The 12562-nt window shown below is 48.2% G+C and carries 10 protein-coding genes; 7 read left to right on the plus strand and 3 right to left on the minus strand.

All coding sequences use genetic code 11. The features are described 5' to 3' along the window. Nucleotides 1-417: SGNH hydrolase domain-containing protein (locus EYY67_RS24510; RefSeq protein WP_278248210.1), on the plus strand; the 417-nt coding region annotated here is incomplete at its 5' end. A gap of 90 nt (nt 418-507) precedes the next feature. Here the strand turns inward: EYY67_RS24510 and EYY67_RS13095 are convergent. Next, a complete protein-coding gene (locus EYY67_RS13095) occupies nt 508-1479 on the minus strand; it encodes an acyltransferase family protein (RefSeq protein ID WP_131693702.1) in 972 nt (323 codons plus the stop codon). Nucleotides 1480-2434: 955 nt separating this feature from the next. Here EYY67_RS13095 and EYY67_RS13100 point away from each other — a divergent pair. The 4 genes from EYY67_RS13100 to sbcB all read left to right on the plus strand — a co-directional run bounded on the left by EYY67_RS13100 (nt 2435) and on the right by sbcB (nt 7139). Further along, entirely contained in the window at nt 2435-2791 is a 357-nt protein-coding gene (locus EYY67_RS13100) for a GtrA family protein (protein ID WP_131693703.1), read from the plus strand. A 3-nt stretch (nt 2792-2794) separates the two neighbouring features. Further along, nucleotides 2795-3706 carry a glycosyltransferase family 2 protein gene (locus EYY67_RS13105; RefSeq protein ID WP_131693704.1) on the plus strand — a complete coding sequence of 304 codons (912 nt, stop codon included), beginning with the start codon at nt 2795-2797 and terminating at the stop codon, nt 3704-3706. 14 nt (nt 3707-3720) lie between these two features. After that, nucleotides 3721-5193 carry a hypothetical protein gene (locus tag EYY67_RS13110; RefSeq protein ID WP_131693705.1) on the plus strand — a complete coding sequence of 491 codons (1473 nt, stop codon included), beginning with the start codon at nt 3721-3723 and terminating at the stop codon, nt 5191-5193. Between the two features lie 518 nt (nt 5194-5711). Next, nucleotides 5712-7139 carry an exodeoxyribonuclease I gene (gene sbcB, locus EYY67_RS13120; protein WP_131693706.1) on the plus strand — a complete coding sequence of 476 codons (1428 nt, stop codon included), beginning with the start codon at nt 5712-5714 and terminating at the stop codon, nt 7137-7139. A gap of 402 nt (nt 7140-7541) precedes the next feature. On the opposite strand, the gene EYY67_RS13125 is transcribed toward sbcB, so the two are convergent. Together EYY67_RS13125 and EYY67_RS13135 are read right to left on the minus strand one after the other, a co-directional pair. Beyond that, the gene (locus tag EYY67_RS13125; RefSeq protein ID WP_095922549.1) at nt 7542-8918 is read right to left on the minus strand and encodes an APC family permease; all 1377 of its coding nucleotides are present in this window, start codon (nt 8916-8918) and stop codon (nt 7542-7544) included. Between the two features lie 461 nt (nt 8919-9379). Continuing rightward, nucleotides 9380-10798 (minus strand): glutamine synthetase family protein, encoded by a 1419-nt coding sequence (locus EYY67_RS13135; RefSeq protein ID WP_119822945.1) that lies wholly within the window; start codon nt 10796-10798, stop codon nt 9380-9382. A gap of 371 nt (nt 10799-11169) precedes the next feature. On the opposite strand from EYY67_RS13135, the gene puuD reads away from it, so the two are divergent. Next, a complete protein-coding gene (puuD, locus tag EYY67_RS13140) occupies nt 11170-11973 on the plus strand; it encodes a gamma-glutamyl-gamma-aminobutyrate hydrolase (protein ID WP_095922551.1) in 804 nt (267 codons plus the stop codon). 4 nt (nt 11974-11977) lie between these two features. Beyond that, a complete protein-coding gene (puuR, locus tag EYY67_RS13145) occupies nt 11978-12535 on the plus strand; it encodes an HTH-type transcriptional regulator PuuR (protein WP_095922552.1) in 558 nt (185 codons plus the stop codon). The last annotated feature ends 27 nt before the right edge of the window (nt 12536-12562 follow it).

A 12562-nucleotide genomic window follows, 5' to 3' on the forward strand; every position in this document is an offset into this window, starting at 1 on the left:
AACATAATCATCATAGATGCACTGCTTAGCGGTTTTAGTATTGAGCCCAGAAAATGCCCCACATCTTTAGAAAATAATATAAAAAACATATACGTCATAGGACCATTTCCGTTCTGGCAGGATACTTTACCAAATATTGTTGAAAAATTTGGTCTGACACAAACAGGAGAAGTATCTCGGAAATATTTTGATGACCATTACAATGTAGTAAAAAATGATAAGCTGTTACGAAAAATGGCACTTAAATATCCAAACGTTACATATATATCCCCACTAGATATGATGTGTACTGAATTATCATGCAAGGCAACCGTAATCAAACAAAAAGCTTACCCAATACAATGGGATAGTGCCCATTTATCAAATGAGGGATCAGAGTGGTTTGTTGGGGAGATATTGCAAACCCTACGCAGATGATGTATCCATAGAATTTATAATGGATGTTGTTCCAGCTTCCCGTTTTTAACAACTCTCCTGCTCCAAGCATTAAAGCAGGAGAGTTGTCAATTAATGAACACCTATTCCATTAATTTTTCTATATACTAAGGGGACGTATCTTTTGGCAAAGATAAGAATAAAAATTGAGATCACAAAGCATGATACCAACTTCACAGATGAATTTTGTGCGATGAAATACCCCACATCATGTACAGCGATATAAAGCAAGAACGGATGTATCAGATAAACGCCGAGTGAGAAATCCTTGCCAAGGCGAGATATTAAATTATCTTTTATATTTATATTCACACTTAAAGCTAACAAAAAGACGGATACGGGCACGCACATAAGAGGAAATTGTCTCTCATTCATATCGGCGCCATAAAAACGGTGCATCAGATAAACTTCAGTTATCATTGCCATTATGCCTAAAATAATAACAAAGACAGATATACTATTTTTTATCATACTCAGTGCATTAGTCTTTGCCAGGATAAAGCCTAAATATACTAATGAGAAGGCAATCAAAGTGCGAAGCGGGTAGAATATATATATTTTATAGCCTAATGACTTTATTAAATCTCCATACCAGCATCCTATAATGATAAGGAAAGCAATAAATAAAGACCATCTGAGACTGACGTTTTTCAACATATAATTCGTTAGAACAACTCCCAGGATTAACGCGCTGATAAACCACAAATGGAAAAATGTTCCTCCATGTAAAGTGTCAGCAGAAATCACTTTACCTATAAGTTTTTCAATATTGCCACCCACAGCGCGATATATAATGGGTATGTAGATAATTGATGAATAAAAAAGGATCGAGACTAATCTGTTCAATTTCCTCCCAACATCTAGCTCTTTTGCCATCCCCATCAGGTAACCCGAAGAAAGAAAGAAAAATGGCAGCGCCCATCTTGACGAAACCCTGAAAAGATCACCATATAGAGCAGGTAATTCATTATAGTTCCCCACATGAACAACCATAATGAAGAAGCAGGCCAAAAGTTTTACTGCATCCAATGCATTATTGCGCATTTTGTAAGCACTCAATAGAGGATTTAAGTTATGATATTACAAATTTTTTACCATACTTTCAATATAGTATGGCTCCAATAACAAAATTTTCACTTAAGCCTAACTAACAAAGTTCCTGAGAATCAACTGATATAAGTAAAGTCATGCATTCCAGGTAAGTGATACATTTAAGATAGCAACAAGCAGATAAAATAAAAACAGCCAATAATTCCATTAAACTACTCGAAGTTAAATCCCTCATTCAATTAGCGCCATAAAATATCATTCAGCACACCGGGTGAGTCAATATATATCCGTCACAAATATGTACCTTTACGAATAGTTGAATTGTGTGAATTTTATTCGTTCCCTTTGCTCGGGAGCGAGCATTTACAGACTAATTAAAATTGTTCACACATGGTTTTGAACAGACAACCCTTACAAATACAGGCCCCTAAACGCCATGTCAGACAAGCCGCAAAAGACGTTCTACTTTCAGGATTACATACATTAGGCAGTAACTTGATGATTTAACTACATCATACTTACCGACACATCGCTATATGTACGAAATTGTGTACTCACTACCATTTTTCACTCACTCATCAGCATGAAGCTATCCAGGCTATCATCTAACCTCACAATGTCTTTCTGCTGCCCCCCAATTGTCTGAAGCAACTCCGTTCCCTCCCGAATCGACACTGCCCGCTCAATCACAAAGCCGAACCATTCATCATAAGCCTAACCAAGCCAGTATCCTCCACCATGCCCCTTGAAACGCTGGAAGAACACGTACTTGCCCGGATCAATGCGGTTGCTAGTTTTACTTCGATACACAACATCAAAACCCAAATCCTTTCCCCCCATAGCCACCTCATGAAAACTGGTTATAAATAGAGCACCGCCAATTATAAGGGTCGATCAAGCTCCAATCTGGTGCTAAACTTCAGACTTTTCCGAATACACTGATTTCTAAATGTTAAATCTATTCGCCAAATATACATCAATAGGCATCCTGAACACGCTCATTCATTGGGTGGTGTTTGCCATTTGCATTTACGTCTTTAGCTCAACTCAAGCTCTGGCAAACTTCGCTGGTTTCGCGCTTGCAGTAAGTTTTAGTTTTTACGCAAACGCAAAATTCACCTTCAAGGCATCAACCACAACGACGAAATATATTCTGTATGTGGCCTTTATGGGATCATTAAGTGCATTGGTTGGTTGGGCAGCAGATAAGTCGGACATGGCGCCTATCATCACCTTAATCGCCTTCTCAGCTATAAGCCTTGTTTGCGGTTTTATCTATTCGAAATTCATTGTCTTTAGGGATTAAAAAATGAAAATCTCTCTGGTCGTGCCGGTATTTAATGAAGAGGAAGCAATTCCAATCTTCTATAAAGCCGTCCGGGAATTTGAAGGGCTTCGGCTACATGAGGTTGAAATATTATTCATTAATGACGGCAGTAAAGACGCGACAGAATCAATTATAAATGCGCTTGCGATTGCTGATCCGCTTGTTGTGCCTCTGTCATTCACCAGAAACTTTGGAAAAGAGCCTGCGCTGTTCGCCGGACTAGACCACGCTACCGGTGAAGCTGTAATCCCGATTGACGTTGACCTTCAAGACCCGATTGAAGTCATCCCTCATTTAATAGAGAAATGGAAATCCGGTGGAGAAATGGTCTTGGCAAAGCGGATAGACCGCTCAGCTGATGGCAGGCTTAAGCGCAAGACTGCTGAGTGGTTCTATAAGTTGCATAACAAAATCAGCAATCCAAAAATTGAAGAAAACGTTGGTGATTTCCGTCTGATGTCTCGCGATGTCGTGGAAAACATCAAACTGCTGCCTGAGCGAAACCTTTTCATGAAGGGCGTGCTGAGTTGGGTTGGTGGGCGTACAGATGTGGTTGAGTATGCCAGGGCTGAGCGCGTTGCAGGAAATACCAAGTTCAATGGCTGGAAGCTCTGGAATTTAGCGCTTGAAGGGATTACGAGCTTCTCGACGTTCCCATTGCGTATGTGGACCTATATAGGCTTATTCGTGGCTGGAATGGCGTTCGTATATGGTGCGTGGATGATTTTAGACACCCTTGCATTTGGAAATCCGGTGCGAGGATATCCTTCCATGCTGGTATCAATACTCTTCTTAGGCGGTGTTCAGCTGATCGGCATTGGTGTTCTAGGTGAGTATATTGGAAGGATTTATATCGAGGTCAAAAAACGACCTCGATATGTTTTGAAAAAATAATTTGGGAGGATGTAATGATAAAGGTGAAGGGATTTATAGGTAGTAAGATAGAGTGCTCATTCTATATTTTTGTGTTGCTGTCTGTATTCGTGTTTTTTGGGTTCATTCATCCGACAACAATTTTCACAGGTGATGAGTGGTTTAACCTTTCTTTTGGGCGAGAAGCATGGCCTGAATGGCATGGTTTCAATCCGATAAAAGTCGTTCCGGAGGTGTCATTCCCTCTTCTTATTAACGTGGCATCTTTTATGCTGATGCCTCTTGGCCTGACATTCCTTCAGTCTACTACATTTTTTACAGCTGCACTGATAGCGGTTCTTGTCGTGGTTTATCTCAGACAGTTTTATCTCTTTGCCATTGAGAGAATGCATTGCTCTCAGTATGCAGGTCTTGTTATTGCTGCATTCCATTACCTGTGCCTGTTTGGATTATTTAGGACGCTTAATGACAATAAGAGCACCTATATGCTTTGGGAGCAAAATTTAACATGTTATTATCATTACTTACTCCCTGCTTTGATTAACGGCTCAGTTACACTTTACTTCCTTCGCAAAGGCCATGAAATAAAAGCACTTCTTAGCACATATCCGGTACTTTCAGGTTTCATCGTACTGTCTATTTATTTATCAATTTTTTCCAACATTTTTTCCAGCATTATTCTGGCAGTCACATGCGGGTCAGTTATTCTTGTTGAGTTAATCCAGTCAAAATTCAAGATTGCTGGCACCATAACTAAATACCCTCTGCACATACTTGTTCTAGTGATGTGGTTTGTGTCTACTATATTCGAAGCTAATGGAGGGAGAGCTGAGCGAATGGAGAAGTCATCGCTTGATATCTCTGGAGCGATTCACAATGCACTAGACTTACTATCACAGATGAGCGGCGCTTTCATTTTTGTTTTTATTTTATGTTTTATGACGTGTATTTATGGATGTATAACAAAAGGAAAATACAGAATAATTAGCAATGCAACGTTAGCTATCTCTGTAATATCTATGGTCGTTATTTTCACGGCGTTAATTTTGATAAGCGCCAAGTCAAGCCCAAGATATATTAGCAAGCCAGTCGTGATGTGGGGAGTTATTATGTATATGATAGTAATCTCGTCATTTGGACTTTCATCATTACTAAAATCAAAATGTGCAAATTATTTGGCACCTATTGTCTTGTTGATTCTTCTTAATGTATGCACAAACCAAAAAAACTCATTGAAAGAGCCGCAAAATAATGGACTTACATACAATAAAGCCAATGCGGTTACGCAGAACATGATTGACCAGGTTAAGTCTGCGGTGTCATCGCATAAAAGAGAGATGATATTATATGTCCCGTTTAGCAAGGATTCTGATAATTGGCCGATTCCTGTAACACGCGGACGCGAAATATCATGGACTCTGAAGTCAAACGGGGTTATCGATAATAATATTAGTATTAAAATCCAGCCAGACAAAGAAATAAACAAGAGGTTCGACGTCAAGTTCTAAGAAAAGAGGCCCCTCTAGTGGCCTCTTTCTCACCCCTTAATTAATAAGATCCCGGTAAGAGTGCCTACGCTGCTTGAAACGTTAACCGCTGTGGCACCCAACAGGCTCTGACCTGCCCCAGGATTAGATACAACGCTCAGTTAGTAATGTCGGATCCTTCACTATCAGAATTACCCTTTCTCCAGCCCGCCGCCAATTCAGACGGCGTCTGATAATTCAGCGTGGAGTGCGGGCGGCACTCGTTATAATCTTACACCAAATCCCATCACCCCCAGAAAGCTGTGACTCCCAAAATGCGACTTTCCTCAAAGGGAACCTGGTTTAGTGTCGCGAAGAGGCGTGATAATATTCCCGACACTGTGAAAATGACGTTGTATCCAATGTACCTTTGCGAACAGTTGAATTGTGTAAACTTCATTCGATACTTTTGACCCGGAACGAGCATTTACAGACTCATTAAGATTGTTCACACATGGTTTTGAACAGACAACCCTTACAAATACAGGCCCCCAAACGCCATGTCAGACAAGCCGCAAAAAACGTTCTACTTCCACGATTACGAGACCTTCGGTAAGAATCCGGCGCTGGACCGTCCGGCGCAGTTTGCCGGGGTGAGAACTGACGAAGACTTCAACATCATCGAAGAACCGTTGGTCATTTATTGCCGCCCTTCTGACGATTACCTGCCGGAACCGGAAGCGGTGATGATCACCGGTATTACACCGCAGATCTCGCTGGAACGCGGCGTGATCGAAGCGGAATTTACCGCGCAAATCCACAAGGCATTCAGCGTACCGGGCACCTGCATTGTCGGTTATAACAATATCCGTTTCGACGATGAAGTCAGCCGCAATATCCTGTATCGCAACTTTTACGACCCGTATGCCTACAGCTGGCAGAACGGTAACTCCCGCTGGGATCTGCTTGATGTGATGCGCGCCTGTTATGCGCTGCGTCCGGAAGGGATCAACTGGCCGGAAAACGATGACGGATTCCCGAGTTTCCGCCTTGAGCATCTGACCAGGGCCAACGGCATCGAGCATGAAAATGCCCATGATGCGATGGCCGACGTTTACGCGACTATCGCGATGGCGAAACTTGTGAAGCAGGCGCAGCCGCGTCTGTTCAGTTTTCTGCTTGAACACCGCAGCAAACATAAACTCAATACCCTGATCGACATCCCTGCGATGGCGCCGCTGGTGCATGTTTCCGGTATGTTTGGCGCAGCACGCGGTAATACCGCCTGGGTCGCGCCGCTGGCCTGGCATCCTGAAAATAAGAACGCCGTGATCATGTGCGATCTCGCCGGTGATATGTCGACGTTATTAGATCTCGATCCTGATGAGATGCGTGAACGTCTGTACAGCCGCCGCGATGCGTTGCAGGCGGGTCAGTCTCCGCTGCCGGTCAAGCTGGTGCATATCAATAAATGTCCGGTGCTGGCACCGGCCAAAACGCTGTTACCAGAAAATGCCGAACGGCTGGGGATTGACCGTCAGCGTTGTCTCGAGAATTTGCAGTTACTGCGGCAGAACCCGCAGGTGCGCGAGAAAGTGGTCACCATGTTCGCCGAGGCTGAGCCGTTTACACCTTCCGATGACGTGGATGCCCGCCTTTACGACGGTTTCTTCAGCGATGCCGATCGCGCCGCAATGCGCATTATTCTGGAAACCCGTCCGGAAAATCTGCCCGCACTGGATCTGACTTTTAATGATTCCCGCATCGAGCCGTTGTTGTTCCGCTTCCGCGCGCGCAACTACCCCGCCACGCTGACCGATGCCGAGCAGAAGCGCTGGATGTTGCACCGGCAGGAGAAACTGACGGACGAACGTGTGCAGGCGTACATTTTAGAGCTTGAATCGCTCTATAACTTGCATGAGGGGGATGTTGAGAAGATGGCGCTTCTCAAGGCGCTGTTTGAATATGGGAAGAAACTGGTGGGTTAACCGGTGATGCTCCTCCCCCTGCGAAGGGGAAAGGCTGCGAGCGGTGTATAAAGGGCTAACCTCTCGTCAAAGCAAACTTCAACTCGTTGATTTCGCTTTAATACCCCACCCCAGCCCTCCCCTTCGCAGGGGAGGGAGCAGAGCAGTTAACTCACTCAACCATAGCGGTATGATTAAGCCGTCGTGTGTTTGCTCCTCCCCTTCGCAGGGGAGGGAGCAGAGCAGTTAACTCACTCAACCGCAGCGGTATGATTAAGCCGTCGTGTGTTTGCTCCTCCCCCTGCGAAGGGGGAGGTTGGGAGGGGGTTTTAAGGGCTAACACCTCGTCAAAGCAAACTTCAACTCGTTGATTTCGCTTTAATACCCCACCCCAACCCTCCCCTTCGCCGGGAAGGGCAAAAATCACGCTTCCGGCGCTATCTCCCCGCTCATTTGCGGAGGCTGCTTACGAAACGCATTGGTGATGAACGCCAGATATCCGAGGCCAATCGCGCCCCAGACTAAGCCCAGAGTCATCGAACTCGATTCCAGGTTCAGCCACAACGCACCGACGGTCAGCGCACCAATCACCGGCAGGATCAGGTAGTTGATGTGATCTTTCAGCGTGCGGTTACGTTTTTCACGAATGTAGAACTGTGAAATCACCGACAGGTTCACGAAGGTGAACGCCACCAGCGCGCCGAAGTTAATCAGCGCCGTCGCGGTTACCAGATCAAAGGTCACCGCAGACATCGCCACCACACCGACCAGCAACACGTTGAAGGTCGGGGTACGCCATTTCGGATGCACATAACCGAACAGTTTTTCAGGGAATACGCCGTCGCGGCCCATCACGTACAGCAGACGGGAAACACCCGCATGTGCAGCCATGCCGGATGCCAGAACGGTTACACAGCTGAAGCACAGGATGACGGACTGGAAGAACTTACCGGCCACGTACAACATGATTTCAGGCTGAGAAGCGTCCGGATCTTTGAAACGCGAGATATCCGGGAAGTACAACTGCAGGAAGTAAGACACCACGACGAAGATGACGCCGCCAATCAGCGCGGTCAGGAAAATCGCTTTCGGGATAACTTTACCCGCATTTGGCGTTTCTTCTGACAACGAACTGATACCGTCGAAGCCCAGGAACGAGAAGCACAGAATGGTCGCCCCGGTGATCATCGGCACCACGTGCGCATTCTCACTGAAGAATGGCTTGGTGGTCGCCAGCGTGCCCATGCCCTCGCCCATGTAAACGCCACGGACTAACAGACCCAGGAACACCACCATGATCGCCACCTGCACGACAACAATAATGCTGTTCAGGTTAGCCACGATCTTGATGCCGCGCAGGTTGAAGGCGGTCATCATACCGACCAGCGCCACGACAAATATCCACGACGGCACGCCAGGGAAGATGGCTTCCAGATAGATTTTCGCCAGCAGGATGTTGATCATCGGCATGAACAGGTAGTCCAGCAGTGATGACCAGCCGACCATAAAGCCGACGTGCGGGCTGATGGCTTTTTGCGCGTAAGTATAAGCAGAACCGGCAGACGGGAAACGCTGCACCAGTTTGCCGTAGCTCACGGCGGTAAACAGAACGGCGATCAGCGCGAAGATGTACGCGGTTGCGACGTGACCATCGGTCAGGCCGGAGACAATGCCGAACGTATCGAAAATAGTCATCGGTTGCAGATAGGCAAGACCCATCATCACCACCTGAACCAGTGTCAGGGTTTTACGCAGTTGTACGCGCTGAGTGGCCGGAGCGGCAGATGCATTAGCAGACATGGTTCAGCCCTCCCTGAATTGCAGACACCGGGCGCTTAAACGCCTCTGAACGCAACGTACAGGGAAAACTTCGGGAGTTATTACCAGTAAACGGGGGGTAGATCTTCACGTCGCTGAACGCGGAGGTGAAGGCTGTGCGAATTTGGCCGCAGCTGAAAGAAGCACCGGCGGGCACCGGTACAGGTTTGAAGTATTGCCCCATGTTACATTTCCTCATAGTGGCGACCGTTTTTGATTTGGGGTCGCACACGAACCTTGTTATCTATCCGGATCTGGGTCCGGCCTCTGTTAAATTAGTTTGGGTACTGCATATACAAAAAAAATAACCGGCGCCTTTAAGCGTCGGTTATCTGCAGTGCGGCGTATTTTGCACAAATCATGCATGAATGACAACATTCAGAGGCGTTGAGTTACAAATTCTTTTCCGGCATTGAACATGATGCGCGTATTCGTTAACCGTATTACGCGTTACGTAACATCCAGTCTATTTCTGTTTCCGTCACCCTTCGCTCAAACTGCAACAGTTCATCGGATTTACAGGTGTGATAAACCTGCGAGAAACGCTCGCCGAGGATTTTTTTCAGCGCAGGCTGGTCATCAAAATCATACAGCGCGTCGCTCTGGCGGATTGGCAGCGGAATACCTTCCTGTTCCAGACCGTTACCGGTGACCGGTTCCGGCAACGGCAGGTCGTTATCCAGACCATACAACATGCCCGCCAGCACGGTGGCGACCACTAAATATGGGTTGGCATCGGCACCGGCCACGCGGTATTCCACACGGTGATCGGCAGTCCCGCCGCACGGCACACGCAGTGCAACAGTACGGTTATTATGGCCCCACGACGCCTGCGTCGGCACATACATGCCCGGCTGGAAGCGGCGGAAAGCATTGACGTTTGGCGCCAGCACCGCCATCGAGGCAGGCATCAGCGCAATCATGCCGGCGAGAGAGCGTTTCATCAGCTCTGAATCTTCGCCATTGGCACCGGCAAAGAGATTTTTGCCGTTGTCGTCGAGCACGCTGAGATGGATGTGCATCCCGCTGCCCGCGTATTCGTCGTAAGGTTTCGCCATAAAGGTGGCGTCCATCTCGTGATTTTCTGCCACCAGCCGCACCAGACGTTTGAGCATCAGGGCGTAATCGCAGGCACGCAGAATATTTTCACTGTGGTGCAGGTTAATTTCGAACTGGCCGGGCGAAGATTCCGCCACCGCGCCATCCGCCGGTAGCCCCTGAATGTGCGCCAGACGGTCAATGTCACTGAGCACATCGGCGAAATGATCGAGATTATCCACCGAGTAAACCTGAGTGTGCACGCTGCGTTCCTGCGTGCCCGGCGTACACGGCGGCTGGATATAGCCTTCCGCATCCCGCTGCCTGTCGAGCAGATAGAACTCCAGCTCTACCGCTACCACCGGGAATAAGCCCCGCTGGCGCAATGTTTGCCAGATATGGTTCAGCACATTGCGTGGTTCAACGTTAAAGGGAGTGCCATCTTCGTCAAGCATGGTCAGTAGCAACTGGCCGATGTGTTCGGGGTCGGCGGCAGAAGGCGTTAAGGTGCCGGGGACCGGTACGCAGGTGCGGTCGGGTTCGCCCAGTTCCTGGCCTAATCCGGCTTCTTCCACGACATTACCGAGAATGTCCATGGCGAAAACCGATGCCGGGAAATAACAGCCTTTTTCGAGTTTACGGAGTGCTGAGACGGGAATGCGTTTGCCGCGGAAGGAGCCATTGAGATCGGTGAGCAGGACGTCGACGTGAAGGGTTAGCGGGTGACGCTCCAGGTATTGAGACACTTCATCCTGGAACGCGCTACTTCGCTCTTCAGCGTGCTTAGCGAGGGGTTCGCTAATCTCTTTTTTGATTTCGTTCATCAGTTCAGTCGCTTGCATAGGTTATCCGCCATTTGCTGGTTTCCGGCATATCAGGCACCACCATGATGCCAGCCGGTCATGCTTTACCGGGTAATTACTCTGTTCAACGCAGTGCTCTCATGGTGATGGGATCCTCTCGCTTTACGCTCAAACTGCTTATGTCCGAGCCGTTTATTGCTCAAAATAACGGCCATATCATTAACCCTAGCCTTAACATTAATTATTTGCAACACCTACATTCTCGCAACATATCCGTTTGAAAAGCGACCAGTGCGCTGCTAAATTGGTCAATGAAAGGTCAATATTCTGAGCGGTCACGTGCGGGGAGGCGCGGGCTGTCAGTCAATTCATCTACTCAACGAGGCGGTATTATGGGCAATATATCTTCCACGGCATCCACGGGGAAAGAGACCCTTTACAGACCGGTCATTGGGGTAGTGATGTGTGAAAACACGGTTGATGAAAACCCTGCCCTCACGGTCCATGAAAAGTATCTGGACGCCATTTTTAACGCCGATGCCCTTCCCGTCTGTCTGCCGCACGAACTGGCAGCACGCGAAGGGGCGATAGACCAGATTCTGCGCGGTCTGGACGGCATCTTCCTCACCGGCAGTCCCAGCAATATTGAGCCACATCAGTACGGTGAAGAAGGTGTCGAGGCGCTGGCCGATCCCGGCCGCGACCGCCTGAGTTTGCAGCTTATCCGCGCGACGCTGGATAAGAAAATCCCGCTTTTCGCCGCCTGCCGTGGTTTGCAGGAACTGGTGGTCGCCACCGGTGGCAGTTTGTACCGCAAAGTGCAGGAGGTGCCGGGCTATATGGATCACCGCGAAGACACCACCCTGCCGCATGACAATCAATATGACGTGGTGCATCCGGTGCATATCGAACCGGGCGGCTTACTTTCAGAATTATTACCCGATTATCAGCAGTTTCAGGTGAACTCCCTTCACGGTCAGGGAGCCAACCGTCTGGGGCCGGAACTGACCGTGGAAGCACGCGCACCGGACAATCTGGTGGAAGCCGTGAGTGTCCGCAATCATCCGTTTGCCCTTGGTGTGCAGTGGCATCCGGAATGGCACAGCCTGACAGACCCCGTGTCGCGTCAGCTGTTTAACGCTTTTATTGCTGCCTGTCGCAACGGCCATCAGGTCCGGAGCGCCGTAGAGGAATAAACGGATGAGCGAAGTCAGTCTGGCGCCTGGTCGCCGGCTTTCTGAAATTCGCCAGCAACTCGGGATGTCACAACGCAAAGCCGCCGAGTTGTCTGGCCTGACACATAGCGCCATCAGCACCATTGAACAGGATAAAGTCAGCCCCGCCGTCAGTACGCTACAAAAATTGTTGCGGGTGTACGGGCTGTCACTTTCGGAATTTTTCGCCGAAGAGAATAAGAGTAATGAGCCGCGGATCGTGATCAATGCGGCGGATTTGATTGAGATCGGCAGCCGTGGCGTGTCCATGCGGATGGTCCACAACGGCACGCCAAACCATACCGTCGCCATGCTGCTGGAAACGTATCAGCCCGGCAGCACCACTGGCGACAAAATCAAACATCAGGGCGAGGAAGTCGGCACCCTGTTAGAAGGAGAAATCATTTTAACCGTCAACGGTCAGAGTTACCCGCTGCGTGCGGGACAAAGCTATGCCATTAACACCGCGAACCCACACAGCTTCAGTAATATTTCGTCGCGGATTTGCAGGATTGTCAGCGCACATACCCCTAATACCTTCTAGTTGTCATCGGCTCCAGGCGTGGCAACG

Origin of the sequence: Rahnella victoriana (assembly GCF_004330295.1) — a bacterium.
In the GTDB taxonomy this organism is placed as follows: Bacteria; Pseudomonadota; Gammaproteobacteria; order Enterobacterales; family Enterobacteriaceae; genus Rahnella; species Rahnella victoriana.

Bases quoted from the DNA above. Each gene is read 5' to 3' on its own strand.
- EYY67_RS13135 (WP_119822945.1), bottom strand. From the start codon at position 10,798: ATGAACGAAATCAAAAAAGAGATTAGCGAACCCCTCGCTAAGCACGCT.
- sbcB (WP_131693706.1), top strand. From the start codon at position 5,712: ATGTCAGACAAGCCGCAAAAAACGTTCTACTTCCACGATTACGAGACC.
- EYY67_RS13125 (WP_095922549.1), bottom strand. From the start codon at position 8,918: ATGTCTGCTAATGCATCTGCCGCTCCGGCCACTCAGCGCGTACAACTG.
- puuR (WP_095922552.1), top strand. From the start codon at position 11,978: ATGAGCGAAGTCAGTCTGGCGCCTGGTCGCCGGCTTTCTGAAATTCGC.
- EYY67_RS13110 (WP_131693705.1), top strand. From the start codon at position 3,721: ATGATAAAGGTGAAGGGATTTATAGGTAGTAAGATAGAGTGCTCATTC.
- EYY67_RS13100 (WP_131693703.1), top strand. From the start codon at position 2,435: ATGTTAAATCTATTCGCCAAATATACATCAATAGGCATCCTGAACACG.
- EYY67_RS13095 (WP_131693702.1), bottom strand. From the start codon at position 1,479: ATGCGCAATAATGCATTGGATGCAGTAAAACTTTTGGCCTGCTTCTTC.
- puuD (WP_095922551.1), top strand. From the start codon at position 11,170: ATGGGCAATATATCTTCCACGGCATCCACGGGGAAAGAGACCCTTTAC.
- EYY67_RS13105 (WP_131693704.1), top strand. From the start codon at position 2,795: ATGAAAATCTCTCTGGTCGTGCCGGTATTTAATGAAGAGGAAGCAATT.